Origin of the sequence: Streptomyces sp. NPDC008150 (assembly GCF_042956945.1) — a bacterium.
In the GTDB taxonomy this organism is placed as follows: Bacteria; Actinomycetota; Actinomycetes; order Streptomycetales; family Streptomycetaceae; genus Streptomyces.
The window spans coordinates 345,609-371,092 of the sequence record NZ_JBIBHJ010000004.1 but is presented as its reverse complement, the minus strand read 5'-3'; the positions used below and the strand labels follow the sequence as shown (position 1 = coordinate 371,092).

At 73.4% G+C, this 25,484-nt stretch carries 24 protein-coding genes; 9 read left to right on the top strand and 15 right to left on the bottom strand.

Annotation, left to right across the window (positions count from 1 at the left end):
• Both murQ and ACFZA0_RS13360 read right to left on the bottom strand, forming a co-directional pair.
• Entirely contained in the window at positions 1-936 is a 936-nt protein-coding gene (murQ, locus tag ACFZA0_RS13365; protein WP_391015005.1) for an N-acetylmuramic acid 6-phosphate etherase, read from the bottom strand.
• Positions 937-1,138: 202 nt separating this feature from the next.
• The gene (locus tag ACFZA0_RS13360) at positions 1,139-2,080 is read right to left on the bottom strand and encodes an SIS domain-containing protein (RefSeq protein WP_391015002.1); all 942 of its coding nucleotides are present in this window, start codon (positions 2,078-2,080) and stop codon (positions 1,139-1,141) included.
• Positions 2,081-2,207: 127 nt separating this feature from the next.
• Between ACFZA0_RS13360 and ACFZA0_RS13355 the strand changes: the two genes are divergently transcribed.
• Both ACFZA0_RS13355 and ACFZA0_RS13350 read left to right on the top strand, forming a co-directional pair.
• On the top strand, positions 2,208-2,606 hold the full coding sequence (locus tag ACFZA0_RS13355) for a hypothetical protein (protein ID WP_391015374.1): 399 nt from the start codon (positions 2,208-2,210) through the stop codon (positions 2,604-2,606).
• Positions 2,603-2,896 carry a DUF4031 domain-containing protein gene (locus tag ACFZA0_RS13350; protein WP_391015000.1) on the top strand — a complete coding sequence of 98 codons (294 nt, stop codon included), beginning with the start codon at positions 2,603-2,605 and terminating at the stop codon, positions 2,894-2,896. Before ACFZA0_RS13355 ends, ACFZA0_RS13350 begins: the two co-directional genes overlap by 4 nt.
• Positions 2,897-2,921: 25 nt before the next feature.
• Here the strand turns inward: ACFZA0_RS13350 and ACFZA0_RS13345 are convergent, their stop codons facing one another.
• Positions 2,922-4,055, bottom strand: a complete 1,134-nt coding sequence (locus ACFZA0_RS13345; protein WP_391014997.1) for a GNAT family N-acetyltransferase — start codon at positions 4,053-4,055, stop codon at positions 2,922-2,924.
• An 83-nt stretch (positions 4,056-4,138) separates the two neighbouring features.
• A complete protein-coding gene (locus tag ACFZA0_RS13340; protein ID WP_391014995.1) occupies positions 4,139-4,828 on the bottom strand; it encodes a hypothetical protein in 690 nt (229 codons plus the stop codon).
• Positions 4,829-5,033: 205 nt separating this feature from the next.
• Here ACFZA0_RS13340 and ACFZA0_RS13335 point away from each other — a divergent pair, with 205 nt between their 5' ends.
• On the top strand, positions 5,034-5,726 hold the full coding sequence (locus ACFZA0_RS13335; RefSeq protein ID WP_391014992.1) for a copper homeostasis protein CutC: 693 nt from the start codon (positions 5,034-5,036) through the stop codon (positions 5,724-5,726).
• A gap of 70 nt (positions 5,727-5,796) precedes the next feature.
• Here the strand turns inward: ACFZA0_RS13335 and ACFZA0_RS13330 are convergent, their stop codons facing one another.
• From ACFZA0_RS13330 to ACFZA0_RS13310, 5 genes are all read right to left on the bottom strand, one after another.
• Entirely contained in the window at positions 5,797-7,932 is a 2,136-nt protein-coding gene (locus tag ACFZA0_RS13330) for an ATP-binding domain-containing protein (protein ID WP_391015371.1), read from the bottom strand.
• A 294-nt stretch (positions 7,933-8,226) separates the two neighbouring features.
• Entirely contained in the window at positions 8,227-9,873 is a 1,647-nt protein-coding gene (locus ACFZA0_RS13325; RefSeq protein WP_391014989.1) for a DNA repair helicase XPB, read from the bottom strand.
• A 150-nt stretch (positions 9,874-10,023) separates the two neighbouring features.
• The gene (locus ACFZA0_RS13320) at positions 10,024-10,566 is read right to left on the bottom strand and encodes a hypothetical protein (RefSeq protein WP_391014986.1); all 543 of its coding nucleotides are present in this window, start codon (positions 10,564-10,566) and stop codon (positions 10,024-10,026) included.
• 13 nt (positions 10,567-10,579) lie between these two features.
• Positions 10,580-12,895, bottom strand: coding sequence for a hypothetical protein (locus tag ACFZA0_RS13315; RefSeq protein WP_391014984.1), 2,316 nt, complete (start codon positions 12,893-12,895; stop codon positions 10,580-10,582).
• Positions 12,896-12,983: 88 nt separating this feature from the next.
• Positions 12,984-13,508, bottom strand: coding sequence for a hypothetical protein (locus tag ACFZA0_RS13310; protein WP_391014981.1), 525 nt, complete (start codon positions 13,506-13,508; stop codon positions 12,984-12,986).
• A gap of 260 nt (positions 13,509-13,768) precedes the next feature.
• Here ACFZA0_RS13310 and ACFZA0_RS13305 point away from each other — a divergent pair, with 260 nt between their 5' ends.
• From ACFZA0_RS13305 to ACFZA0_RS13295, 3 genes are all read left to right on the top strand, one after another.
• Positions 13,769-14,125 (top strand): PRC-barrel domain-containing protein, encoded by a 357-nt coding sequence (locus ACFZA0_RS13305; protein ID WP_391014978.1) that lies wholly within the window; start codon positions 13,769-13,771, stop codon positions 14,123-14,125.
• A 35-nt stretch (positions 14,126-14,160) separates the two neighbouring features.
• Entirely contained in the window at positions 14,161-14,331 is a 171-nt protein-coding gene (locus ACFZA0_RS13300) for a hypothetical protein (RefSeq protein ID WP_391014975.1), read from the top strand.
• A 147-nt stretch (positions 14,332-14,478) separates the two neighbouring features.
• The gene (locus ACFZA0_RS13295; protein ID WP_391014972.1) at positions 14,479-15,354 is read left to right on the top strand and encodes a VanZ family protein; all 876 of its coding nucleotides are present in this window, start codon (positions 14,479-14,481) and stop codon (positions 15,352-15,354) included.
• A 108-nt stretch (positions 15,355-15,462) separates the two neighbouring features.
• Here ACFZA0_RS13295 and ACFZA0_RS13290 read toward each other — a convergent pair whose 3' ends face one another.
• Positions 15,463-18,012, bottom strand: coding sequence for a helicase-associated domain-containing protein (locus ACFZA0_RS13290; RefSeq protein ID WP_391014971.1), 2,550 nt, complete (start codon positions 18,010-18,012; stop codon positions 15,463-15,465).
• 438 nt (positions 18,013-18,450) lie between these two features.
• On the opposite strand from ACFZA0_RS13290, the gene ACFZA0_RS13285 reads away from it, so the two are divergent.
• On the top strand, positions 18,451-19,482 hold the full coding sequence (locus ACFZA0_RS13285) for an HAAS signaling domain-containing protein (RefSeq protein ID WP_391014968.1): 1,032 nt from the start codon (positions 18,451-18,453) through the stop codon (positions 19,480-19,482).
• A 92-nt stretch (positions 19,483-19,574) separates the two neighbouring features.
• The gene (locus ACFZA0_RS13280) at positions 19,575-20,276 is read left to right on the top strand and encodes a haloacid dehalogenase-like hydrolase (RefSeq protein ID WP_391014965.1); all 702 of its coding nucleotides are present in this window, start codon (positions 19,575-19,577) and stop codon (positions 20,274-20,276) included.
• A gap of 9 nt (positions 20,277-20,285) precedes the next feature.
• Here ACFZA0_RS13280 and ACFZA0_RS13275 read toward each other — a convergent pair whose 3' ends face one another.
• Entirely contained in the window at positions 20,286-20,549 is a 264-nt protein-coding gene (locus ACFZA0_RS13275) for a hypothetical protein (RefSeq protein WP_391014962.1), read from the bottom strand.
• A 219-nt stretch (positions 20,550-20,768) separates the two neighbouring features.
• Here ACFZA0_RS13275 and ACFZA0_RS13270 point away from each other — a divergent pair, with 219 nt between their 5' ends.
• Complete coding sequence (locus ACFZA0_RS13270) at positions 20,769-21,152, top strand: cold shock domain-containing protein (RefSeq protein ID WP_391014960.1); 384 nt, start codon at positions 20,769-20,771, stop codon at positions 21,150-21,152.
• 43 nt (positions 21,153-21,195) lie between these two features.
• Here the strand turns inward: ACFZA0_RS13270 and ACFZA0_RS13265 are convergent, their stop codons facing one another.
• The 4 genes from ACFZA0_RS13265 to ACFZA0_RS13250 form a co-directional block, all read right to left on the bottom strand.
• Positions 21,196-22,083, bottom strand: a complete 888-nt coding sequence (locus tag ACFZA0_RS13265; RefSeq protein WP_391014957.1) for an MqnA/MqnD/SBP family protein — start codon at positions 22,081-22,083, stop codon at positions 21,196-21,198.
• Positions 22,080-22,823, bottom strand: coding sequence for a futalosine hydrolase (locus ACFZA0_RS13260; RefSeq protein ID WP_391015369.1), 744 nt, complete (start codon positions 22,821-22,823; stop codon positions 22,080-22,082). Before ACFZA0_RS13260 ends, ACFZA0_RS13265 begins: the two co-directional genes overlap by 4 nt.
• Before the next feature lie 40 nt (positions 22,824-22,863).
• Positions 22,864-23,340: a DUF2771 domain-containing protein gene (locus tag ACFZA0_RS13255; protein ID WP_391014955.1), complete on the bottom strand. Its 477-nt coding sequence runs from the start codon at positions 23,338-23,340 to the stop codon at positions 22,864-22,866.
• 258 nt (positions 23,341-23,598) lie between these two features.
• Positions 23,599-25,032, bottom strand: a complete 1,434-nt coding sequence (locus ACFZA0_RS13250) for an MFS transporter (RefSeq protein WP_391014954.1) — start codon at positions 25,030-25,032, stop codon at positions 23,599-23,601.
• Between the last annotated feature and the right edge of the window lie 452 nt (positions 25,033-25,484).

The following is a 25,484-nucleotide window of genomic DNA, read 5'->3' as shown; positions in this document are numbered from 1 at the left end:
TCAGCGGGGTGCCGCGGCCAGCGCGGCGCGCAGGTGGCCGCCGGACTCCTCCAGAAGGCGGCCTGCCGTGGGCCCGTCGACCTCGGCGAGGATCATCAGGATGGCGTTCTTCACCTCGCCGTCGGTCGCGGTGAGCGCCCGTTCGATCTCGTCGTCCGCCGCGCCGGTGGCGAGTGCGACGATGCGGCGGGAGCGGGCGCGCAGCTTCTCGTTCGAGGCGCGCACGTCCACCATCAGGTTCCCGTACGTCTTGCCCAGCCGGATCATGGTGATCGTCGAGATCATGTTGAGCACCAGCTTCTGGGCCGTGCCGGCCTTCAACCGGGTGGAACCGGTGACCAGTTCGGCCCCCACGACGACCTCGATGCCGTGCTCCGCGGCGGCGGCCAGCGCGCTTCGGGGGTTGCACGCGAGGCCGACGGTCAGCGCGCCGAGCGAGCGGGCGTGCTCCACGGCGCCGATCGCGTACGGGGTGCGGCCGGAGGCCGAGATGCCGACCACCGCGTCGTCGGCGGTCAGGGCCAGCGCGTCGAGGTCGGCGCGGGCGAGCTCGCGCGAGTCCTCGGCGCCCTCGACCGAGGTCACCATCGCGCCGGGGCCGCCCGCGATGAGGCCGACGACCCGCGCCGGGTCGGTGTTGAAGGTGGGCGGGCACTCGGAGGCGTCGAGGACGCCGAGGCGCCCGGCGGTCCCGGCACCCGCGTAGACGAGCCTGCCACCGCGGGCCATGCGGTCGGCGACCGCGTCGATCGCGGCGGCGATCCGCGGCAGTTCCCCGGCGACGGCGGCGGGGACGGTGGTGTCCTCGCCGTTCATCAGCCGGGCGATCTCCAGGGTGGGCAGTCGGTCGATCTCCGCGAGCTCGGGGCGGAACGCCTCGGTCGTCAGGGTCTCCAACTCTGTACGCAGATCACGGTGGTTGGACGTCGAGGTCATGCGGACGCGGCTCTTTTCCGTGCGGAGTGGTCTCGCGTCCCGGTCCGGGCGCGCGGAACCGTGCGGCCGGCCCCCGGACGGGCCGCGGATTCCCCGGCGGCGGACGTGAACGCGAAGTGGCTCGGGCGGTGGTGGACGAGGGTGGTGCGGCGGCGCGCCGGTGGACGCGGGTGCGGTGGTGGTCGGGAAGCGGGCGGGGCGGTCAGCGGCGCTGGCCGCCGCGGGGGGTGTGGCGGTGCGCGAGCGCCTCGTAGGAGTCGGACAGCGCGGGTGCCGCCGTCTCGTACGTCCGCTGGGCCACGCCGACGAACAGGCAGTCCACCACGAGCAGTTGACTCGTGCGGGACGACATCGCGGCGGGGCGCAGCTCGCTCTCGCGGGCCGTGGAGGTGGTCAGGACGTGGTCCGCGTACTGGCTGACGGGCCCGTCGGGGCGCCCGGTCACCGCGATCGTCGTGGCCCCGCGTTCGAAGGCGACCCGCAGCGGTTCGATGACGTCGCCGGTCGAACCGCCGTGGGTGATCGCGATCGCCACGTCCCCCGCGCGCAGCTGCACGGCGTTGGTGACGGCCAGGTGCGGGTCGCTGGGCGCGTGGGCTATCAGCCCGATGCGCAGCAGCTTCTGCACGAGGTCCTGGGCGACCAGCCCGGAGGCGCCGATGCCGTACACGTCGGTGCGCCGGGCCGCGGCGAGCGCGGCGACGGCCGCGCCGAGCTGCACGGTGTCCAGGCCCGCCGCGGTGTCGGCGAGGGTCTGCTGCTCGTCGTAGGCGAGCTTGGCGACGACGTCCGCGATCGGGTCGTCGACCGCGATGTCCGTCGTGATGGCGGGCGCGCGGCCGGACTGCTGGTGGGCAGCGAGGCCGGCGAGCGCCAGGCGCAGGTCGCGGTAGCCGGGGTAGCCGAGGAGGCGGGCGGTGCGCACGACGGTCGCCTCGCTGGTGCCGGTCAGCTCCGCGAGCCCGGTGACGGTGAGGGCGGCGCAGCCGGCCGGGTCGGCGGCCACCGCCTCGGCGACGCGCTGCATGGAACGGGTCATGGACGGTGCCAGGGTGCGCACCTTGGCCGCGAGGGCGGCGGGAACGGGTGGCGTCCCGCCGGTGAGGCCCGCGCCGCGGAAAATTTCCTTCACGTCCTGGGTCACCTCTGAAAGATATTTTCGGACCGGTACCGGGGTCAAGAGTGCGCACAATGGGGTCATGGACGCGAACGACTCGCAGGGCGAGCCCGAGGACGAACCCCAGGGAGACCCCCTGGACCGGGGCGGCCCGATCAGCCCGATCAGCCCGCTGGAGCAGACGCTCCACGCGGCCCGCGCGCTCGTGCTCGCCGACCTGGTCGCCGGGCAGGTCGCCGACCCGGACGTGGTCTCGCTCGTCGAGGACTCCGTCGTCGAGCGCCGCTGGTGGGTCGAGCAGTGGCCGGAGGGCCGGGAGTACGTGGCCGGTCTGGTCGCGCAGGACGTGCAGGACGCCCTGCTGGAGCGGTACGGGCGCTGGCCGCTGTGCCCGGTGTGCGGTGTCGGTGAGCCGCACGCCCTGGAGGTCGAACCCGAACTCGGCGCCGACCCCTACTGGGTCTGCCACAAGGCGGGTGTGAAGGTCGCCGCCGTGGGCTCGCTGGCGGGCGCGACGGGCGGCACGGCGCCGGGCGGGGCGGAACCGTCGTGACGGTGTACATCGACCCGCCGTCCTGGCCGGGCCACGGCCGCCTCTGGTCCCACCTGGTCAGCGACGTCTCGTACGCCGAACTGCACACCTTCGCCGAGGGCCTGGGCGTCCCGCGCCGCGCCTTCGAGCGCGACCACTACGACGTGCCCTCCCACCGATACGCGGACGCGGTCCGCGCGGGCGCGGTCGAGGTCCGCAGCCGCGAGGTGGTGCGCCTGCTGCACGAGGCGGGGCTGCGCCGCCGCAAGGGGGCGCCGGCGGGGCGGGAGCCCGGGGCCGCCGGGACATGAGGACGGGCGCGGCCCGTGTCCCGCCTCACACCAGGTCGCCGTCCGGCCGCAGCACGTACGCGGTGGTCGTCTCCCCGCCGCCGTCCGTTCCGCCCGCGCCCTCCGCACCGGCGGGCGTGAAGCCCGCGCGGGTGATCACGCCCTGCGACGCGACGTTGGTCCGGTCGATGACGGCGAACAGTTCGGTGACGCGCGTGTCGGCGTCGGCGGCGGCCGCGGCTCGGGCGAACGTCCAGGCGGCCAGGGTGCGCAGCGCCTCCGTGGCGTAGCCGTGGCCGCGGGCGTTCACCGCCAGGTCGTAGCCGACCTCCGCGCGGCCCTCGTCGTCCGGGGCACCGTGGAAGCCGATGCCGCCGAGCGCGCGGCCGTCGTCGTTCCGCACGAGCACGAACATGCCCCACTCCGGACGGTGCACCCCGCTCTCGTACGCCTTGACGACCATCCCGGCGGCCTCCCGGGTGCCCTCGAAGGGGCCGCCCTCGATCCACCGGAACCCGCCGTCGCCGCCGGCCCGCAGGTCGTAGGCGGCGGCGGGGGTGACGCCGGTGAGGGTCAGGCGTTCGGCGGGGACGGCCGGGTTGTTGCACCAGCGCCACCCGCTGACGGGCGCGCGGCCGGGCAGGTCGCCGCGGCCGGTGGCCCACAGCAGGGTCGGCCAGGGGGCGGGGCCGGGACGGACGTGGGGGAAGATCCGGGTGAGCAGGTCCTCGCACAGCTCGGCGGGCGGTTCGTAGGCGATGCCCAGACCGACGGCCATGTCGTGGGTGTGCAGGAGGACTTCGGCGACGCCGGTCGCGGCGAAGCCCTCCCGGTCGGCGGCGCGGAACGGGTACGGGTGGAACGCCCGCACCCCGGGCGGTGTGGTCGCGACGGCGGCGGCGAGCAGTCCGCCGGTGGCCTCGACGACGTCGAGGACGTCCGCGTTGCCGGTGCCCTCGTCGAGGGTGAGCTCGAAGGGCACGTAGGCGTGCTGGGCGCCGCTCGTCAACTGCCCTGCGTACGCGATGAGATCACCGGCGACGTGCTCGGCGGTGTACCGCACGTTCCACTCCAGCCGCCCGGCCCGGGGCGTCTCCCAGTCCCGGTCCACCGCGGTCCGCAGCACCGCCACGGCCTCCGCGACGGCGGCCCGTACCTGCTCGCTCCCCATCTCACGCATGGTGCGCACCCTAGGGGTCGGACCGACGGGGAGGCGAGGGGATTTGCGGCGGGGGACGGCCGGTCCGCCGGGACGCGACGGGATCAGCCCGCCAGGAGGTCCAGTTCGGCGGCGAGGTTGTGGCGGGCGGTCGCCTCCCAGTGCTCCCGGCCGTACGGGGTCCTGAACAGGGCGGGCTGGTCCAGGAGTTGGCGCAGCACCGCCGAACGACCTTCCCGGAACGCGTCGTTGGGGACGAACGCGTACTCCTCGCGGACGGCGGCCGTGTACGCGGCGTAGGCGGCGGGGTGTTCGGCGAGGACCGCGAGGTCGGCGTCGCACAGCACCTGCCCGTCGCGGTCGTCGTCCGCCGGATCGTGCGTGACGGTCAGCCGCACCAGCCGCGCGACCTCGGCGGTGGTGGCGGCGGGCACGCCGGCCTCGGTCAGGGCACGTTCGGCGAGCCGGGCGGAGCGCTCCTCGTTCTCGGAGCGGTCCGGGCGGTAGACGGCGTCGTGGAACCAGGCGGCGAGGCGGACGGCGTCCGGGTCCGCCGCGTGGGCCTGGAGGACGTCGACGCGGTCGAGGACCGCGGTGAGGTGCGTCAGCGTGTGGTAGTGCCGCTGCGGCTCGCGCCAGCGGGCGAGCAGGTCGTCGGCGTACGGGACCGGGTCGGGGCCCTCGGGCTCCCGGCTCGCGTCGAGGGCCCGGGTCCAGCGGGCCCGCAGGGCGGCGAGATCGGGTTCGGCGGCGTGCGGGGCGGCGGATCGGGCGGTGGGTTCGGCTTCGGCCATGGGGGCATTCTTCCGTGCCGGGGCGGTGGGTTGCGGGTGCCGGCCCCGGTGGCGTCGTCGATGGTGGCGCGGAGGTTGCCGGGAATGTCGCCGTGTGTCGCCGCGGATGTTTCGGGGGTGTGACCGAGGGACGAGCCATGGAGGCGTGGCGGGCCCGCGTAGTCTAAATTGGACTAGACCTGTAGCCGCCGTTGAATGGGGTCCCATGAGCAAGCGTGCAGTCCTGGAGGTGATCGCGCTCGACGCGCAGGACGCGGTCGCCGCCCAGGCGGGAGGCGCGGACCGGCTTGAGCTCGTCTGCGACATGGACGCCGACGGGCTCACCCCGCCGGTCCGGACCTTCGCCGGGATCCGCGCCGCCGTCGACATCCCGCTGCGCGTGATGCTGCGCCTCGCCGACGGGTTCGCCGCCGGAGACGTCGACCGCCTGGTGCGGGCCGCCGGGGACATGCGCTCGGCCGGCGCCGACGAGTTCGTCCTCGGCTTCCTCGACACCGTGGGCGGTGTCGACCTGTGCGCGGTCGAGCGCGTCGTCGCCGAACTGGACGGCTGCCACTGGACGTTCCACCGGGCCATCGACCGCGCCGCCGACCGGGACGCCCTGCGCAAGCAGGTCGCCGAACTGCCCGGCCTGGACACCTACTTGACCGCCGGTTCGGCCGACGGGGTCGACGGCGGCGTACCGGTCCTGGTGGCCGAGGCCGCCCGGAACGGCGAACCGGGCTACGAGCAGCGGATCATGGTCGGCGGCGGCCTGCGCCTCGACCACGTGCGGGCCCTGCGCGACGCCGGCATCGACGCCTTCCACATCGGCGGCGCGGCCCGCCCGGAGGGCTGGGCCGGCCCGGTCACGGAGACGGCCGTCGCCGAGTGGCGGACGGTGCTGGACGGAGCGTGAGGTCCGGGGTGCCGCGGCACCCCGGACCTCTCGTCGTCCCCGTCCCCGTCCCCGTCAACAGCGTTACTGCCTAGCCGAGTTGGGGCGGCAACGGCGCCGTGTGCGTGACGATCAGGCCCGAGACCGCTCGGGTCAGCGCCACGTACAGGCGGCGCAGACCGGTGCGCTCGTCGGGTTCGCCGTCGACCACGGCCTGCGGTTCGTCCAGTACCACGTAGTCGTACTCCAGGCCCTTGGCGAGGGACGCGGGGACCAGCGTCAGACGGGTCTCCCGCGTCGTCTCCTCGCCCGGCGCGAGGTACCCGATCCCGGCCGCGTCGAGGGCCTCGGCGAGCGCCGGGACCCGGGCGTCGGCGGCGATCAGCCCCGTCGAGCCCTCGTTGCGCAGCAACTCCTCGCAGGCGGCCACCACTTCGGCATCCCCCGCGGCGTCGTCGGCCGTGGCGCGCACGTCGAAGAAGCCGGGATTCTCGCGGACGGACGCCACCGGCGCCAGCCCGGGGGCGATGTACGGCAGCAGCCTGGACGCGTACGTGATGACGTCCGTCGGCACACGGAAACCGGCCGTCAGCTCCTCGACGACACCGTCCGCCTTCCCGAGATGGCCCAACGCCTCGGCCCAACTCCGGGTCGCCCAGGGCGTGGTGCCCTGCGCGAGGTCACCGAGCACGGTCGCGGAACCGGTGGTGCAGCGGCGGCCGACCGCCCGGTACTGCATGGGGGAGAGGTCCTGCGCCTCGTCCAGCACCACATGACCGAGGGAGTGCGTGCGGAGCACCAGGTCGGTCGCCTCGTCGATCAACACCGCGTCCGCGGAGGACCACTTGGCGGACTTCGCGCTGCGCGCCGGACGCTCCCAGAGGATCGTCTTCTGCTCGTCCTCGGTCAGCAGGCCCTCGGCGTGGGCGGCGAGGAAGTCGGCGTCACCGAGCAGCCGCAGGACCAGCTTCGCCGGGTCCACCGGCGGCCACACGGCCTTCACGGCGGCCTTCACGGCGGTGTTGCGGGCCACGGCGTCCTGCACGCGGTCGTCCGGCGCCTCGCCCGACCGCTCCATCTGCACCAGCACGGCGTGCGCGATGCGCTGCGGCAGGGCGTCGCGGGCGGCCCCGTACCGGATGTCGCGGTCCAGCAACTCCCGCACCAGCACTTCGAGTTCGTACGCCGGTACCCGCCAGCGGCGTGAACCGCGGACCACGACGACCGGTTCCGTCGGCATCGTGACGTGCGAGCGCAGCGCACGCCGCAGCACCTCCGCCATCCGGGCGTCGCCCTTGACGATCGCCGCCGCCGCGTCGTCCCTGCCGCGCACCTCCACGTGGCCGACCAGGTCGTCGACGGTCGCCTGCTGCACCGCCAACTCACCCAGGGCGGGCAGCACTTGCTCGATGTAATGCAGGAAGGAACGGTTCGGCCCGATCACCAGGGTGCCGGTACGGGCGAGCCGCTCGCGGTGCGCGTAGAGCAGGTACGCGACACGGTGCAGACCGACGGCCGTCTTCCCGGTGCCGGGACCGCCCTGCACGCAGACCGTGCCGGACAGGTCCCCGCGCACGATCTCGTCCTGCTCGGGCTGGATGGTCGCCACGATGTCGCGCATGGGGCCGACGCGGGGCCGTTCGATCTCCCGCTGGAGCAGCTTGCTGGTGGTGGCCGCCTCGGCCGGGTCGGACAGGTGCTCGTCCTCGTACGCCGTGAGGTCGCCACCGGTGTAGCCGAAACGGCGGCGCAGCCCGACGTCCATCGGGTCCTTCTTGGACGCCCGGTAGAACGGCTGCGACACGGGCGCGCGCCAGTCGACGACCATGGGGTCGCCGTCGGCGTCGTGCACGTGCCGCCGCCCGATGTAGAAGCGGCCGTCGGTCTCCCACCCCTGCTCGGGGGCCGCACCCCGCTCGTGCGCCGCGGGTGCGCCGGGTGCGTGCAGGTAGTCGAGCCGGCCGAAGAACAGCGGGGTGTCGCTGAGGTCGGCGAGCGACTTGATGCGTTCCCCGATCTGCCGGGCGAGAACCTCGGCGTTGACCCAGTTCGCCGTGACGTCACGGATGTTGAGGGACTCCGCGTCCTCGCGCATGGCCCGCAGCGCGGACCGGGACGAGGCGAGGTGCGCGCGCTCGCGGAGAAGGGGGTTGTCCGGCGGCTCGGCGCCGGCGGACGAGGGGGCCGCGCCGGGCGCGGACGTGGGATCGGCGGACGGCGTGGACAAGGCGGTGCCTCCGGTGACCTGCTGCGTGATGCTGCACGGGGTGGATGCGGCCGGAGTGGCTGGCACGGCGTGGGTGGGTACGCCGGAGGTCCTCCGGAGCCGACCGGTTTCCGTCCGGACGGCGGCACTCCGCGGGGGGAGGCGGGCAAGAGCGGAGAGTCTAGGCGGTGGCCGGAGGGGAGGCCAACCGGTTATTCGGGGCCGGGGCACCGGAGGCCGCGGGCCGCCGTGCCGGGACGGCGGCACGGCGGCGGCACGGCGGGTTCGCGGCCCTCGGCCCCTCGGTCCTGAGCCTCAGCTCTCGGCGGTCAGGATGTCGTCCGCGTCGAGGATGCGGTACGCGTACCCCTGCTCGGCCAGGAAGCGCTGGCGGTGGGCCGCGAAGTCCTGGTCGAGCGTGTCGCGGGCGACGACGGAGTAGAAGTGCGCCTTGTGGCCGTCGGCCTTCGGGCGCAGCACGCGGCCCAGACGCTGGGCCTCTTCCTGCCGCGACCCGAACGTCCCGGAGACCTGGATGGCGACGGTGGCCTCCGGCAGGTCGATGGAGAAGTTCGCGACCTTCGACACGACCAGGACGTTGATCTCGCCCTGGCGGAACGCGTCGAACAGCTTCTCGCGCTGCGCGTTGCTCGTCTCGCCCTTGATGACCGGGGCGTCGAGGTGCTCGCCGAGCTCGTCGAGCTGGTCGATGTACTGGCCGATGACGAGGATCTGCTGCCCGGCGAACCGTCGCACCAGTGCCTCGGTCACCTTGCGCTTGGTGGCCGTCGTCGCGCAGAAGCGGTACTTCTCCTCGGCCTCGGCGGTCGCGTAGGCGAGGCGCTCGGAGTCGGTGAGGTTGACGCGGACCTCGACGCAGTCGGCGGGCGCGATGTAGCCCTGCGCCTCGATCTCCTTCCAGGGCGCGTCGAACCGCTTGGGGCCGATGAGGGAGAAGACGTCCGACTCACGGCCGTCCTCGCGCACCAGCGTGGCGGTCAGGCCGAGGCGGCGGCGGGCCTGGAGGTCGGCGGTGAACTTGAAGACGGGCGCGGGCAGCAGGTGCACCTCGTCGTAGAGGATCAGGCCCCAGTCGCGGGAGTCGAACAGCTCCAGGTGCGGGTACACGCCCTTGCGGCGCGTCGTCAGCACTTGGTACGTGGCGATGGTGACCGGCCGGATCTCCTTCTTCGTGCCGCTGTACTCGCCGATCTCCTCCTCGGTGAGTGAAGTGCGCCTGATCAGCTCGTGCTTCCACTGGCGGGCGGAGACGGTGTTGGTGACCAGGATCAGCGTGGTCGACGCGGCCTGCGCCATGGCGCCCGCGCCGACCAGCGTCTTGCCGGCCCCGCAGGGCAGGACGACGACGCCGGAGCCGCCGTGCCAGAAGTTCTCCACGGCCTGCTTCTGGTACGGGCGCAGCGACCAGTCGTCCTCGCGCAGCTCGATGGGGTGCGCCTCGCCGTCGACGTAGCCCGCGAGGTCCTCGGCGGGCCAGCCGAGCTTGAGCAGTACCTGCTTGATCTGGCCGCGCTCCGAGGGGTGCACGGCGACCGTGTCGGGGTCGAGGCGCGCGCCGACGAGGGGGGCGACGCGCTTGGAGCGCAGCACCTCCTCCAGGACGGGGCGGTCGGTGCTGGACAGCACGAGACCGTGCGCGGGGTGCTTGACGAGGGAGAGCCGGCCGTAGCGGTCCATGGTCTCGGCGATGTCGACGAGCAGCGCGTGCGGCACGGGGTAGCGGCTGTACTGAACGAGCGCGTCGACGACCTGCTCGGCGTCGTGCCCGGCCGCCCGCGCGTTCCACAGGCCCAGCGGGGTCAGCCGATAGGTGTGGATGTGCTCCGGCGCCCGTTCCAGCTCGGCGAACGGGGCGATGGCACGGCGGCAGGCGTCGGCCTGCTCGTGGTCGACCTCCAACAGCAAGGTCTTGTCGGACTGGACGATGAGCGGTCCATTCACCTGCGTCCCCTGTCTCCGGTTCACTCCGGCATTGCACGGGCCCCCGGCTACGAGCGGCGGGGACCAAACGTCCAGTGTCCCGCATCGGGAGGCGGGGCGGGGGTGAGGACGGTCACGTGGTTCACCGGGAAGCGTTCACGCACCGGCGCGTCACGAGTCGAACTCCGTGCAGATCGTGGAGTCGGCCGCCGCCCTGGCGTACGTCGTGACCGCCTTCTTCACGTCCGCCTCGTCCCCGGAACCTTCCCACGCGTTGACGATGGCGAAGACCTCCTGGCCGTCCTTCCTTTCGACGGGGCAGGGAACAAGCTGTACCGCGGCCTTGTCCGATCCGGCGTAGTGGTCGTCGGAGGCCGTGAGCTTGGAGACGGGACCCAGCATGGCGTTCCCCGCCGAGAGTGCCGTGGAAGCGGCGCGGCGTTCCGCTCCCAGGTAGAGGACCTTTTCACCGTCGACAAGGACATCGCACCGGAGAAGACCCTGAGCGTCGTCCGTTTTGGTGGTGATCTTCTTTCCCCCGGGCAGCAGCGGCTCCATCGTCTTCGCGGGAACGCGGTAGCCGCACCATGCGGACGGGACCGTGTACTCCTTCTCAGCCTTGTCGGAGTTCGACGAGCACGCCGTCGTGATGAGGCCGAACGAGAGCAGGACGGCCGTCCCCAGGAGCGACGGACGGAGTTTTCCATCGAGCATTTCAATAGTCCCGTCAGGAAATTTCTGTTGTGAGGTCGTCGGCCATGCGGTTCACGCTGGTGTCGGCCTCGGAGCTTCCGGCGGAATAGCCCTGACGGGCCCATTCGCTGACGTCGTCCAGGTACGGCGCGTGATGGGCGCGTGCCGCTTCGGTCGCCGCTGTCTGAGCAAGCTCCTGGCCCTTGCGGGCGCTGGTGTCCCAGATGGATCCGGCATCCTGACCGGCTCCGGAGAGGTTGTCACCCTCGACGTCCTGGAACAGTTCGCCCATGACGACGCTGCTCACTGTGCCGGCGGCGCCACCCGCGACCGCGCCGACCGCCGGCGACGCGATGAAGCTCGTGCCGACGCCGATACCCGTGCCGACGGCGCCGTTGATGACGTTCTGCCACTGGGAGACCGCGTGGTCGTAGTCCCCGTCCTTCTCCTTGGCGGGTCCCAGGACGGCTTCCTGCCGGCCGATGGCGAGTTCTCCCGACACGACCCCCGAGCGATGAGCGATCTCCGTGACGGTGCTTTCCATGCTCCCGTGGTATCGCAGGTCGTCCGGCAGGTCGGGATTCAGGTGGTAATCCATCAGGTTGGTCATGTATTTCTTCTGTCCCACGTCCACGGCTGCGTATGCTTCCGGATTCTGTCCGACAGCTACCAGGAAGCGCGTCACGTCCATGTGACCCAGTTGGGCGGAGGAGCCGGAGACCGGGAAAAGGTGCTCGATCTGCTGCCAGCTGTAGGAATTCGGGTTCGGACTCACGTTTGTCGTCGCCCTGTTGATGTCCGGCAGGTACTCCGATGCGATCTGGCCGATGCTGTCCGACATGTAGCTGTTCTTCGTCAGGCGTTCCGGGTCGTCGCTGATCGATGAGACCAGGCTTTCCATCAGCCTCGTCTGGCCCGCGTTGTGGGCCGGGGTGTCCAGGGTCGGGATCTCGCCCGCCGGGTGGCCCGTGGTCGCCGCTTCCAGGGCCAGGGCCAGGTTGTTCTGGCCCGTGTGGAGGGCGTCGCCGTGGATGTTCGTCTCCGCCGGCCATTCGCGTTTCTCGAAGAGGTACTGGAAGTTGGAGAGGGGGATCCTCCCCTTCTTGCCGTTGCCGTCCGTGTCCTCCTCGAAAGGACTGTCGTCCTTCGTGACGAAGGGCTCGTTCATGAAGTCCGTAGCCGCGTCCGGGCTGTTGGAGAGGCCCTTCAGGTAGCCCGTGAGGGGGTCGTCGCCGCTGTCGTCGCCGATGCGGTTCAGGTAGGTGTCCATGCCCATGTGCTGCCAGGCCAGGTTGGCGTGTTCGCCGTTGCCGGTGAGTTTGCGTTCCGTGGTCATCAGGGCGGTGCCGTAGCTCTTGAGGAACTGGTCGTCGTAGTCACCCGTGCGCATCAGGTTGCTCATCACCTGGAAGCCCATGGGGCCCGTCTCGCCGCCGATCCGCCGGTCGCCCAGCGCGATCATCCTGCCCTTCCACGACGTCATCGCGGCGGAGTCGCTCTGCGTGGCGTCGGCCAGGGTGAGGCCCAGGTTGCGTTGCAGGTCGTCGTAGTCGTCGAGGCGTGCCTGGCCCAGCCTGGCGGCCGCGTGGGGGTCGTTGATGCCCGACCAGAACTCCAGGACGCCCTCGGGGCCCAGGACCGTCGCGAACCGTTCGGCGAACAGGGGGTCGTTCGCGTACTTCTTCAGGCCCGCGTTGATCTTGTCGAAGTCCGCCGGGGTCAGGTCCTCCGGCCTCTTCTTCGCCAGCGCCGCGAGTTCGTCGGCCTCCTTCAGGGCGTCCGCCGCCTCGTCGCGGTTCGCGTAACTCGCGTCCGAGAAACCGTACTTGGAGCGGTCCGCGAGGGCCGTGAGGACCGTCTTGGCCGAAGTGTCGCTCGTCGTCGCCTTCTTGAGGATGCCCTGCACCTCGTCGCGCAGCGCCGTGACGTCGCTCTCGTCGTGCTCGGGCGGGGTGTGCCCGGCCGCCGCCCGGTCCGGGTGGACGTTCATCGTCACCGTGAACGTGCCGTTGCCCGTGTCCAGCACCGTCAGGTTCTTCTTCAGGCCGCGCTCGATCGCGTCGTTGAGCTGCGTGCGGTAGCTCTTGAGTTCGCCGGCCGTGTCGCTGAGGATCCCGTGGACGGACGACGCCTGGGTGTGCGCGTCTGTGAACTCCCCGGCCGTCTTGCCGATGAACTCCTTGGTCACCTTCTGGTTCTCGCCCGCCCAGTTCGCCTTGTTCGCCGCCTGGTGCAGACCCTTCTCGGCGTCGTCGGAGAGGGTCTTGAGGTGCGTGACGATCCTCGACCAGTCCTCCACCGCGTCGTCGAGGAGGGAGAAGTTGGCGAAGCGCAGTGTGTCCAGATCCATGTGAGCGTCCCCGTCGTGCGCCCGGTGGTGTCGTCGGGCCGCTGGTGCGTGCGGTCGGTTCTTCTGTTCTCGCGTCGGCCGGCGCGGCCTACCCGGTCTTCTTCTTGTTCTTGTCCGGGTAGTAGACGGGGTTCTTCCCGCCCGGCGCGCCCACCCGTTCGTCGAAGCCGTCGTCCAGCGTCGCGATGCTGCTCATCTCCCGCTGGATGTAGGCCTCGTCACCGGCGTGGATCTTCTTGGTGACCTGCATGTGGTTCGAGATCTGCGCGCACGCGTCGAGCAGGGACTTGAGCTGCTGGTCCCAGCGGACCGACACGTGGGTGAGCCCCGCCCCGAGCGCGAAGCCCTGTGCGGTCAGGTCGTTCGCGGCGGAGTCGATGCTCGTGTTGTCGAGGCGGGCGCGGTCCCAGAGGTGGTCGTAGAGGGTGTGGGCGCGGCTGCCGATCTCCGTCAGGTCGTGCTGGCTGACCTTGAGGTCGCCAGTGGACGACGGCAGGGGTGCGCCGCCTCCCGGGTCCGGGGCGAGCTGGTCGATCTGTGTTCCGGCCGGCGTCCCCGTGCCCGCCTGCGCCTGCGCCTGCGTCTTGAGCTGTTCCCACTCGTCCCATGCCATGGGTGACCGCTCCCCGTTCCCGCCGCTGTCCTGCCCGGTGTTGTCCTGCCCGGTGTTCGCTCCGGTGAAGAAGTTAGCAAGTGGCGGCCGTGTCGTGCCCGGCCCCTTCGGCGCCTCGGCCGGAACACCACTGGTGCACATGGGGTGTTGTGGTGGCGAACGGGGCGAAGCGGAGACCGTGTTCCTGTCGTCGGCCCCCGGCGGTGTCAGGGGCGCAGGCAGGGGAACCCGACCTGGACATACGGCTCAGGAGGCAGAGCATGATCCGCGCAGCCAACGTCCGCGAGTGGCGCAACTGCAATGTCGTCGACGCGGACGGTCACAAGATCGGTGTTCTCGAAGCCGTCTACGTGGACACCGTCACCGACGAACCGGCCATGGCGACGGTCCGCAACGGACTTCCCACCCGCCAGCAACTCACCTTCGTTCCCATCGCCGAGGCGATTCTCGGCCCCGACTACGTCAAGGTCCCCTTCGCCAAGTCCCTTGTGAAGAAGGCCCCTTCGGTGGGCCTGGACGACGTCCTGCCCGCGGAGGCGGAGGCGGAGATCTTCAAGTACTACGAGCTGGAGTACCAGCCCGGCGCCAACGGTGAGCGCAAGCTCGCCCGTCGCTGAACATCGTCGCTCGACCTGAAGGAGGTGTTCGTGCCATGGCTCTCTTCCTGTTCCTCGTCCTGATTGCCGTCGTGCTGGGACTCATCGGCGTGACCGCGAACGGGTTGGGCTACCTGTTGGTCATCGGGATCGTGGTCTTCGTCGCGGCGCTGGCCATCGTCGCGGTGCGCTGGACCCGGCGGACCGGCCGCCGTCCCATCCGGTAACCGCACGTCGGGGTGCCGTCCTCCGGGCGGGCGGGGCGTGTTGGCGCAGGCCGTTTCCCGCCCGGCGGGCCCTGTTCGGGCCGGCTCGAAAAGCCGGCGCACAACAACCGCCGCGGTGAAGGGCGTTGAACGGGGTATCGGCACGGCATGACATCAGAGGTGGAGGCGGGCCGGCCCTCCTGGGGACGCACGCTCGTCAAGTGGATAGCGGTCACAGCGGCGTTCGTCGCGCTGGTGGCGTTCTCGGTGGTGCTCGCCAAGCTGACGCTGACCCCGTCGGAGGCGTCCGCGGGCATCGCGCACTCCAACATGCATCCCGGCAGGTCGCTGCGGCAGTACGCCGAGGACTACACGTTCCTCGGCGCCTGCAAGCAGGTCGGCGGGAACCTGCTGATCGGTGTGCCGTTCGGCGTGCTGATGCCGGTGCTCGTGCCGCGCCGGATGCGGATGCTGCGGGTGCTCGCCATCGCGACGTTCGTCATGGTCGTCATCGAACTGGCGCAGGGCGCCGTGATCGAGGGCCGCGCCTTCGACATCGACGACGTGATCATGAACGTGGCCGGCGCGTTCATCGGATACGTGCTGCTGGGCCGCAAGTTCGCCCACGTGCGCCACGAGCCGCGGGCCCGGCGCGCCGCCCGGACCGCGCCGCCCGCCGTGGCCGACGACGCGACGGACGCGGACGGGAGGGACGTCGAGGGGACGGACGGCGGACGCCGCCTGCCGGGCGCGCTGCGGCGCGGCTCGCGCACCGGGGCCGCCGACACCGCCACGACCACGACGACCACCACGTCGACCAGGAAGGCCGCGGCGGACACTCCCGCGGACACCGCCACCCGTGCCCCGCTGTGGCGCCGCGCCACCGGGGGCGGGAGCGCCGCCGGGACCGGCACCACCGCCACGGAGACGCGCACCAAGGAAACGCGGGCCACGACCGGCGCGACCGCGGACACCGAGCCCACCGCCCGGCGGGGCCCCGGTGCCTGGCTCGCCGCCCGGCGCAGCGGCGACACCCGGGCCTGACCGCCGGGCCGCCGCTCGCCGGACCGCCGTCCACCGCACCACCGACCACCTCACGCGAGGGGGGCGGGGCCGTCAAGGCCCCGCCCCCTCGCGGCGTTCGGCGCCGCGTCACTCCTCCGGCAGGTCCGCGACCCCGGTCACCCGGTGCAGCGAGAACTTGCGCACCTCGTCCGCCGTGTGGTCGTACGCCGTCACGTAGCCGCCCTCGACGCGGATGGGCGCGACGACGCGTCGGCTCGCGGTGCCCTCGGCGTTGACGTAACCCAGCCACAGCGACTCCCCGGTCAGGACCGCGGCCTGGACCGAGGCCAGGGTCTCCGCCGGGCTGGTGCGCGGCAGGTCGCCCTCCGCCTGGGGCTGCGGGGCCGGGGGACGCGGCGTGGTGGCCGCCTCGTCGCCCGCGCGGATGGCGCGGACCGCCGCCCCGAGCAACGTGGCGTCGGGCAGCGGCGGGCCCTCGGGGACGGGCTCCGGCGGGGTGCGCGGGGGAGTGCGGTGGGAGTCGGTGCGGGCGATCAGGACGTCGCCGTCCGGGGACTCGGCCGCCGGTGCGTGCCCCATCGCCCGCAGTCCCTCCAGCAGGACGGCCGGGGTGACCTGGGTGGCGGCGACCGTCGGGGCGAGGCGGCGCAGGCGCAGACCCTCGGAGCGGCGGTCGGCGAGGATCTCGTCCAGCAGCGCGTCGTCGTCGCTGCGCACGTACGCGGTCGCCGTACCGATCCGCAGATGGCCGTGCTTGCGGGCGACGTCGTCGATCAGGTAGGCCAGCGGCTGCGGCACCGGGGTGCGGGAGTGGGCGGCCAGCAGCGACTGGAGGTCGGACGCGGTGCGGCCGGAGTCCAGGGCGCGGCGCACCGAGCCCGGTGTGAACCGGTACACCGTCGCGCCGCCCTTCGACTCGACGTCGGCGAGCACGCCCAGCAGGTCCGCGAGCGGTCGCTCCAGCGGGCCGGGGGCCACGGCGGTCAGGTCGGCCTGGAGCAGGACGTGGTCCACCGGCTCGGGCATCAGCGGGGCGAGGACGCGGGCCGCCTCCTCGGCGGCGGCGGCCTGTTCGGCCGGGGTCAGCGGCTGCGCCTCGGCGGGCGGCCGGTGACGCACGGGCAGTTTGTCGCCGGGACCTGCGGGGACGCCGTCCGCGTCTGCGGCGGGCTCCTCCGGGGCGGGCGGCCCGAGCGGCTCGCCGATCAGGGCGCGGCCGGGTGCGCCGAGCGCGCCCCGGCCGGTGACGCCGAGCCGTTCGGCCTCGGCGAGGGTCCAGCGGGCGAGCCGTTCGCGCAGGTCGCCCTCCTGCTGCGGGCCGCGCGAGGAGCGCTCCCAGCGCAGCCGGGCGAGCAGCGACTCCACGGCCGGCGCGACGCCCGCGGGCAGCCGGGCCAGCAGCGTGAGCACGCGGTGGCGGACCTCGGCCGCCGACGAGCGGTCGAGCCCCGGCCCCAGCGCGGTCAGCGCGCGGTCCTTGGCGTCCCGGCCGCCGATCAGACCGGGCGTGCGGGTGCCGGTCAGCCATGCCTCGGCGAGCTGCGCCCACCGCTGCGGGGCGGGCAGTTCGCGCCAGACGTCGTACTCCGGGGTCGCCGCGTACCGTTCGTCCGCCTCGCCGTCGGACGCCAGCAGTCCTGCGGCGTAGGCGAGTTCGATCCAGAAGGCGGCTTCCGGCTCCGGCACGTCCAGTGCGTTCGCGGTGCGCTTGAGGTCCCGCACGCTCAGCCCGCCGGCCCGCAGGACCGCGGGGCCGCCCTCGTCCCAGTGCTGGAGCAGTTCCTCCACGGTCGCCAGCGCGAGGTACGCCTGCCCGGCCGCCGTCGCGTCGGCGGTCTGCGGCGCGTGCACCCCGGCCGCCTCCACCGGCGGCGGCACCGGCTCGGGCGTGCGGTGCGCCCGGCCGCCGCGCAGGTGCAGGGCGACCTCGCGGGGCAGTACGACGGTGCCGGGCGCCGTCGGCAGCAGCAGCCCGCGGTCCAGGAGCAGCCGCAGCCGCGGGGCGGGGTCGTGGGTGACCTGGCCGTACGGCGGGCCCCACACCAGGCGGTCCAGCACGTCCAGGGAGTCGTACGGCAGCCCCGCCAGCAGCTCGGACATCCGCTCGCGGTCCGAGAACAGGGCGGTGAGGGCGGCCACCGCCGACACGCCGTCCGGTGTCGACCGCAGGCCCGCGGTCGCCACGATCGTCTGGATGCGGCCCGGCGACATGCCCGCGGCGGCCTCCTGGACCGTCGGTCCGAGCCCCGTCGGGGAGGGGTGCTGCGGCGACGGGGACAGCAGTTCGCGCGCGGTGCGCACCAGGCGCAGCCGGCTGTCGCCGCCCCAGACCAGCGCCTGCGCGCGCAGGGTCGCCACGGCGCGGGGCAGCGCGTCGACGACCGCCGGGTCGCGCTCGTCGCCGGCCATCAGGACGAGGAGTTCGGCGTAGGTGGCCGGTTCCCCGGCGACGGCCAGGGCCTCCGCGGTCTGCAGCGCGAACCGGTCGAGGCGTTCCAGGGCCCGCACCACCGAGGCGCGGGTGCCCGCGCGCGTGGCGAGTTGCGTGAGGTCGCCCGGCAAGGGGGTGATGAGGTCGGGGCGGCCGCGCAGGAGCGCCGCGAGGAAGGCGTCGTCCTGTGCGCGCAGCGCCTCCGCGAGAGAACGGGGTGCCGCCGGTTGCTCATCGCTGCTCATCCGGCCCACGGTAGCGGGTGGGCCCGACAGCCGGGCCGCCGCCACAGCCCCCGGGGGCCCCGGGTCGGCCCGCTTCCCGGGCTCCCGCCCGTGCCGGGGCGCTGTTCGCCGCCGCGGAGCCGGGCGGTTCGCACGCCGTGCGCGCCGGCGCGGTACCGAACACGCGGGAGTGCGGCCGGGTGTCCGCCCGAGGCGCGGAGGCGGGCGCTCCGCCGGCGACGGGCGGCACGGGTCCGCGCGTGCGCCCCGGTGTCCGGCACGTCCGTACCCGTACGGGCCCCGAGGCGGCGCCCGGTTCCCCGTACCGGTGCCCGTCCTCGGTCCCCGGCGCGGGAGCGCCGTCGTGCGGCGGGCGTCCGGGGTGAACACGGGAGATGTCGGATACGCGGTACGGTCGTTCCGCGGGGACGTCAACAGGGCCGCCCCGGAGGGGACTTCGTGGGTATCGAGAGCGACCAGGTCGTCTACGAGTATCTGAGCCGCGTCGGCGACGTGGCGCACCAGCGGCAGTTGCCGTCGGGCGCCCGGATGCGTCTGGTGGCCGGGTTGCGCGAGGAGATCGACCGGCGTCGCGCCGGCGGGACCGCCGACACCCCGGCCGCCGTGCGCCGCATCCTCGACCGGTTGGGCAGCCCCGACGACGTCGTCACCGCGGCGGGCGCCACCGGGGACGTCCGGCGGGAGTCCACCGCGTCCGTGCCGTTGCAGCGCGACCGGGGCGACGAGGACGACGACGGCGGCCGGCCGAAGGGGCTGCGCCGGGTCGTCCCGCGCCCGAGGCCGCGCACCGAACCCGCCGCTCCGGCGGTGCCCGACGCCCCGTCGCCGCCGCACCTCGCGGCCGAGCACGAGATGGGCGACCCGGCCGCGCAGCCCGACTGGTGGCGGGTCGACAGCTCGCCGTTCGGTCTCGGGGACCAGGTGCCGGGGTTCGTCGGCGGGATCGAGATCCCCGAACTCCTCAAGCCCCCGCCCCCCAAGGAGCCCGAGCGGCCCGCCGTCCCCGCGCAGGGCACGGGGACGGACCCGGCCGCGAAGGCGGCGGCGCCCGGTCCCGTCGAGGCGGCCCCCGTGAAGCGCCGCCTCGTGCGCCGGCTGCTGCCCGTGCGCGCCGCCGGTGCCGGTACCGGGACCGGCTGGAGCAACCCGCTCCTGCTGCTCGCCGCGGGGGCGCTCGTCGTGGGCGCGGTGCTCGGCAACTGGTTCGTCCTGGCGCTCGGCTGGCTCGTCGCGTACGGCTCGCGGCGGCTGACGGCGACCGAGTCGAAGTGGGCGGTCGTCGGCATGCCGGGGCTCGCGGTCGCGGGCGGGATCGTGTGGCTGTGGGGCCGCAGCGAGGGCCGCTGGGGCACGCTCGTCGCGCAGGGCCAGATGGGGGACGCCGTCTCGGAGACGTGGCCGTGGGTGGTCCGCGCGGCCGCCGTCCTGTCGGCGCTGTACGTGGTCTGGCGCTCGCAGCGCACGCGGTAGCGGCGGGCGGGCCCGCAAAGGGGCGCGCGGCCCGGCCCGCCCCCGGCTCCCCGGCCCCCGGCTTCCCGCCCCCGGTCGGCACAATGGTTCATATGACTTCTGCGGCCTCCACGACGGCACACGGTTCCTCCGGAGCCCCGACCGTCGGTTTCGACCTCGACATGACCCTCATCGACTCCCGCCCCGGCATCCGCGCCTGCTACCTGGCGCTGTCCGAGCGGACGGGCGTGTACGTGGACGCCGATCTCGCGGTCACCCGGCTCGGGCCGCCGCTCACGGAGGAGCTGGTCAACTGGTTCCCGGCGGACCAGGTGGACGAGGTGGCCGTGCTGTACCGCGCGATGTACCCGGAGTTCGCCGTCGCCGCGACCCCGGCGATGGCCGGCGCCCGTGAGGCGGTCGCCGCGGTGCGTGCCGCGGGCGGGCGGACCGTCGTCGTCACCGCGAAGTACGAACCCAACGCGAAGCTGCACCTGGAGCACCTCGGCATCGAGCCGGACGCGGTCGTCGGCGACCTGTGGGCCGAGGGCAAGGCGCGGGCGCTGCGGGAGCACGGCGCGGGCGTGTACGTCGGCGACCACGTGGGCGACGTGCGGGGCGCGCTGGCTGCCGGTGCCGTGTCGGTGGCGCTGACCACCGGCCCGTGCGACGCCGAGGAGCTGCGGGCGGCGGGCGCGGACGTGGTCCTCCCCGACCTGACCGCGTTCCCGCAGTGGCTCGCGCGCCACGTCGAGCAGGGCTGCCCGGGGCCGGCGGCCTCCCCCTCCGCGCCGCCGTCCGTCACGCGGCCCTGACGCGCCGCGCTAGGACGCGGTCCCCCGCATCGCCGCGCGGGCCTCGCGGCGGCCGGCGGCGACCGAGCGCAGGACACCGGCGGCGGCGACGAGGAAGCCGACACCCATCAGCATGCAGAGGCCGTAGGCGTAGGTGGGAAAAGGCCTCGTGTCGAAGAAGAGCGGGGCCACGGTGACGAGTGTGGCCAGGGCGCCGACGAAGAAGACAATGGCCCCGGCGCGGATCAGGCTGTCACCGGCGGCGGCGGAATTCGTTTGGGTTTTGTCACGCACTCCACCAGGGTAGTTCCCTGCCCGGAGGAACAACCCGGCGACGTCTTGTCACGCGCCGGGTGACCATTAGCCTGGACACCGGCGGGTCCTGACGGCCCGCCCCAGTGCTCTCAAGGACTTCCCGGAGTACTGGAGTTCCGAAGTGCCGAAGTCCCGCGGTGCTGAAGTGCCGCGGTTCATGCCGCAGTTATCCCGACGAGTACGAGGACGAGGACACACGTGCCAACCGGCAAGGTGAAGTGGTTCAACGCTGAGAAGGGCTTCGGCTTCCTCTCTCGTGACGACGGCGACGACGTCTTCGTCCATTCCTCGGTCCTGCCCGACGGAGTCGACGTGCTCAAACCCGGTCAGCGCGTGGAGTTCGGCGTCGTCGCCGGACAGCGCGGAGACCAGGCACTCTCGGTGACGCTGCTGGAACCGGCGCCGTCGGTCGCGGCGGCCCAACGGCGGAAGCCGGACGAACTCGCGTCCATCGTCCAGGACTTGACGACCGTCCTGGAGAACATCACCCCGGTCCTCGAAAAGGGGCGCTACCCGGACAAGGCCGCCGGCAAGCAGATCGCCGGACTGCTGCGCGCGGTCGCGGACCAGCTCGACGTCTGACGGGCCCGGAAGGACGAGCCGACCGGGCCCGGCGGAAGCGGGCTCAGGGGAAGGCGAGTGCCTCCGGCGCCAGGGCGGGGACGAGGCCCTCGGCCGCGGCGCGGGTCAGCAGGCCCCGGATCGCGGCATGGCCGTCCTCGCCGAGGTCGGCGGTGAACTCGTTGACGTAGAGCCCGATGTGCTGGTCGGCGACGGACGGGTCCATCTCCTGGGCGTGCTCCATGACGTACGGGCGGGACAGCTCGGGCTCGTCCCACGCGGCGCGCACCGAGCGGCGCACGGAGTCGGCGAGCAGTTCCAGCGTGGCGGTGCCCAGCGACCGCTTGGCGACGATCGCGCCGAGCGGGATGGGCAGTCCGGTGGTGCGCTCCCAGTACTCGCCCATGTCGGCCAGCTTGTGCAGGCCGTAGTTCTGGTACGTGAAGCGCGCCTCGTGGATGACGAGCCCGGCGTCGACCTTCCCGTCCCGTACGGCGGGCATGATCTCGTGGAACGGCATGACGACGATCTCGCCGACCCCGCCCGGCACCTCGTCCGCGGCCCACAGCCGGAACAGCAGGTAAGCGGTGGACAGTTCGCTCGGCACGGCGACCGTGCGGCCGGTCAGGCCGGCGGCGTCCGCGTCGCGGGTCAGCACCAGCGGCCCGCAGCCCCGGCCCAGCGCGCCGCCGCAGGGCAGCAGCGCGTACTCGTCGAGGACGTGCGGGAGGACGGCGTACGACACCTTCAGCACGTCCAGTTCGCCGCGCTGCGCCATGCCGTTGGTGATGTCGATGTCCGCGAAGGTGACGTCGAGCGCGGGGGCGCCGTCGACGCGGCCGTGGGCGAGGGCGTCGAAGACGAACGTGTCGTTGGGGCACGGCGAGTACGCGATGCGCAGCGTGCCGGCGGCGGTGCTCGTCGAGGTCTCGGGGGTGTGGTGGGGGCTCATGCTTCTTTCCAACTCTCCAGTACGGGCGCGAGCTTCCCGAAGCCCTCGGTCAGGGCCGCGAGAGCGTCGCCGATGCGCCACGCGGCGCGGTCGCGCGGGCCGACGGCGTTGGAGACCGCGCGGATCTCCAGCACGGGTACCCCGTGCGCGGCGGCGGCCTCGGCGACGCCGAACCCCTCCATGGCCTCGGCCAGGGCGCGGGGGTGACGGGCGCGCAGCTCGGCGGCGCGGTCGGCGCCGCCGGTGACGGTGGACACGGTGAGGACCGTGCCCGCGGGCGCCCCGGTGGCGGCGGTGGCCGCGCGCACGAGCGCGTCCGGCGGACGGTGCGTGACGGTGCCGAAGCCGAGTCCGGTCACCGGGACGAATCCGTCCGGAGTGTCGGCGCCGAGATCGGCGACGGTGATCTCGTCGGCGACGACGAGGCTGCCCACGGGCGCGTGCGGGACGAAACCGCCGGCGATGCCCGCGCAGACGACGAGACCGTAGGGGGCGCCTTCGAGGGCGGCGGCCGTCAGCGCGGTCGCGGTGGACGCGGCGGCGAGGGCGGGCCCGACGCCGGTGGCGAGCAGGTCCGCGGCGGGCGCGCCCGGCGCGGAGGGCGCGAGGCGGTGCAGGAGCGTTCCGCCGGGCAGGCGCACCTCACGCGGGGACGGACCCGGTGCCCCTGCCGACGACGACGCCGGGCCCGCGAACGCCCTTGCCACCGCGTCCCGTTCGGCGGGGACGGCGGTGACCAGCAGTACGCGGGGCCCGGCGGCGGTGTCGGAGGTCAAGCGATCAGGAGTCCTTCTTCAGCTTGAAGTTCCACAGACCCGTGACGGTCTTGTCACCCTCCTTGATGGAGACGGTCGTGGAGTTGCCGGTGGCGCCGTACTGGGCGTTGAAGAACACGCTGCCCGGAACCGTGCGGTAGGTCTTCGTGCTGACGTCGGTGAGCTGCTGACCGTTCATCAGGATCGTCCAGCTCTTGTCGGCGATGTCGGGGTCGACGCCGAAGCGCACGGTGTCGTCCGTGTCGACCGTGATCGACTTGATGTCCGTGTCCCGGAGGCACGCCGTCAGCGCGGCGGTGGTCAGGGCGTCGCCGTTGTCGTTGTAGCAGGAGGCTTCGGAGCTGACCGAGCGGTCGCCGACGGTGATCGTGGCGAGCGGGGTCGGCTTGTCGCAGGACGTCAGAACGAGCAGTCCGGCGGAAACGGCGCCGGCGGCGGCGACGGCGCGGCGGCGTCGCACAACGGATTGCATCGTGGTCATGGGCGAAGGCTATCGGGCACGTCGGGTCCTCTCCCCATGTGGGGGTGCGACGTGCCGCGCGGTTGGGCCGATTCGTCGTGATCACGTCCGGTGCGGCCGGATCGGGGGCGAAGTGGGCCGGATGGGGCCACTCGTCCGTGCGGCGAGGGGGCGGGGACACGGGCGTTCGCGTGCGCCGGGCGTGGCCCGGGGTGCGGCGCGGGGGCCGTGCGCGCGCCGTCCGCGCACGGTCGCGGGGTGTCCCCGCAGGCGGCCGGATCAGGCCACCCGCCCGCGCGAGCCGCCGCCGTGGTGCGCGGTGCCGAGCAGACCGCGGACGGTGCTCAGCCAGCCGATCGCGACGATCGCCGCGCCGATGGAGAGGCCGAGCACGCCGTTGAGCGGCAGCACGATCCCGACCGCGCCGCCCAGCACCCACGACATCTGGAGCATCGTCTCGGAGCGCGCGAACGCCGACGTGCGGACCTGCTCGGGCACGTCCCGCTGGATCAGCGCGTCGAGCGACAGCTTGGCGAGCGCCTGCGAACAGCCCGCCACCGCCGTCAGGCACGCCACGAGGAGCGCGCCGAAGAACACCGCCGAGACGATCGCCGCGGCCAGCACCACCGCCACCACGGTGACGATGATCAGCTCCGGCGCCCGGGACTTCAGCCAGGCCCCCATCGCGGTGCCCAGCGCGTTGCCCACGCCCGCCGAGACGGCCACGATGCCCAGCGAGAGGGCGGCGCTCTCGCCGGTGAGGGGGTGCTCGCGCAGCAGGAAGGCGAGGAAGAAGGTCAGGAACCCGGACAGGCAGCGCAGCGCCGCGTTCGCGCCCAGCGCGTGCGTGACGGCCGTGCCGACCGTGCGCAGGCCGGGCCGCCGGGGCGGCTTGAGGTGCGGGCCGTGCAGGTGCGCCTCGTCGGAGGCGAGCAGCGCGGTGTCCTCGCCCTTGGCGGAGTCGACCTTGCGCGGCAGCGAGAACGACAGGAAGGTGCCCGCGATGAAGATCACGAAGGCGCCGTACAGCGGCCAGCGCGGGCCGATCCACTGGAGCCCCGCGCCGATCGGTGCGGCCACACCCGTGGCGAGCAGCCCGCCCAGGGTGACCCGGGAGTTGGCCTTCACCAGGGAGAAGCCCGGTGGCAGCAGCCGCGGCACCACGGCGCTTCTGACCACGCCGTACGCCTTCGACGCCACGAGGACGCAGAGCGCCGCCGGGTACAGCTCCAGGCTGCCGTCGGCGACCGCCCCGGCGAGCAGCAGCGCGAGCAGCGCGCGGGCGAGCATCGCCCCGGACATCGCGGCGCGGCGGCCGTGCGGGAGGCGGTCCAGCAGGGGGCCGATGACGGGGGCGAGGACCGTGAACGGGGCCATGGTGATGGCCAGGTAGAGCGCGACGCGGCCCCGGGCCTCGTCGGTCGGCACGGAGAAGAAGACGGTGGACGCGAGCGCTACGGTGATCATGACGTCGCCCGCGCCGTTCACGGCGTGCAGCTCGATCAGCTTGCCGAGGCCGGACTCGCCCGCGCCGTGCGCGCCGGTCACCTTGCGGATCCCGCGGCCCGCGCCGGTCACGGGCAGCCCGAGGGCATGGCCGATCGAGCGGACGGGCCCGCGGACACGGCCCGAACCACTGGTCCCGCTGCTCCCCTTGGTCCCTTTGGCCCCACCGATTCCGGTGGCACCCTCGGGGCTCCGTGCGGTTGCCATTACGTCATAGTGCCCCGACTCGGGCGTACGTAGTGCCGGCAACGCTCGTACTGCGCCGGGATGGATCCGGTATTCCCCGCGGAATGCCGCCGTACGGGCCCGGACGGGCCGCACGGGGCACCGGAACGGGGCAGGAGCGGCCCGGGGCGGCCGGGCGCGGACGGAGGGCGTGCGGGCGCTCCGGTGCGAACGCGGCGGCCCGGCGGGCGCGTCGCACGCGGGCGCGTGCCGGACGGGGCGGGAGACACGGGCACGGGGCACGGGCAGGGGGAGTGCGGGCCGGGGCCGCGCGGGCGGGGTCCGGCGGCGGGCGCGGCCGGGGCGCGGTGGTCCGTGCGCCTGTCCTGGACCGTCGGAATCCGGTCAGCGGGAGGGCCGTGCCGGGCGGCCGGGGGCGGTCCGTCCGTGGACCGGAGGGCGCGTCCGGCGGTGAAACCGGCGGGGCGCGACGG

What these genes read in the sequence shown, in the direction of transcription:
- ACFZA0_RS13310 (WP_391014981.1), bottom strand. Translation starts at nt 13,508, where the DNA reads ATGGCATGGGACGAGTGGGAACAGCTCAAGACGCAGGCGCAGGCGCAG.
- ACFZA0_RS13320 (WP_391014986.1), bottom strand. Translation starts at nt 10,566, where the DNA reads ATGCTCGATGGAAAACTCCGTCCGTCGCTCCTGGGGACGGCCGTCCTG.
- ACFZA0_RS13280 (WP_391014965.1), top strand. Translation starts at nt 19,575, where the DNA reads ATGACTTCTGCGGCCTCCACGACGGCACACGGTTCCTCCGGAGCCCCG.
- ACFZA0_RS13300 (WP_391014975.1), top strand. Translation starts at nt 14,161, where the DNA reads ATGGCTCTCTTCCTGTTCCTCGTCCTGATTGCCGTCGTGCTGGGACTC.
- ACFZA0_RS13255 (WP_391014955.1), bottom strand. Translation starts at nt 23,340, where the DNA reads ATGACCACGATGCAATCCGTTGTGCGACGCCGCCGCGCCGTCGCCGCC.
- ACFZA0_RS13345 (WP_391014997.1), bottom strand. Translation starts at nt 4,055, where the DNA reads ATGCGTGAGATGGGGAGCGAGCAGGTACGGGCCGCCGTCGCGGAGGCC.
- ACFZA0_RS13265 (WP_391014957.1), bottom strand. Translation starts at nt 22,083, where the DNA reads ATGAGCCCCCACCACACCCCCGAGACCTCGACGAGCACCGCCGCCGGC.
- ACFZA0_RS13340 (WP_391014995.1), bottom strand. Translation starts at nt 4,828, where the DNA reads ATGGCCGAAGCCGAACCCACCGCCCGATCCGCCGCCCCGCACGCCGCC.
- ACFZA0_RS13290 (WP_391014971.1), bottom strand. Translation starts at nt 18,012, where the DNA reads ATGAGCAGCGATGAGCAACCGGCGGCACCCCGTTCTCTCGCGGAGGCG.
- ACFZA0_RS13295 (WP_391014972.1), top strand. Translation starts at nt 14,479, where the DNA reads ATGACATCAGAGGTGGAGGCGGGCCGGCCCTCCTGGGGACGCACGCTC.
- ACFZA0_RS13335 (WP_391014992.1), top strand. Translation starts at nt 5,034, where the DNA reads ATGAGCAAGCGTGCAGTCCTGGAGGTGATCGCGCTCGACGCGCAGGAC.
- murQ (WP_391015005.1), bottom strand. Translation starts at nt 936, where the DNA reads ATGACCTCGACGTCCAACCACCGTGATCTGCGTACAGAGTTGGAGACC.
- ACFZA0_RS13305 (WP_391014978.1), top strand. Translation starts at nt 13,769, where the DNA reads ATGATCCGCGCAGCCAACGTCCGCGAGTGGCGCAACTGCAATGTCGTC.
- ACFZA0_RS13315 (WP_391014984.1), bottom strand. Translation starts at nt 12,895, where the DNA reads ATGGATCTGGACACACTGCGCTTCGCCAACTTCTCCCTCCTCGACGAC.
- ACFZA0_RS13250 (WP_391014954.1), bottom strand. Translation starts at nt 25,032, where the DNA reads ATGGCAACCGCACGGAGCCCCGAGGGTGCCACCGGAATCGGTGGGGCC.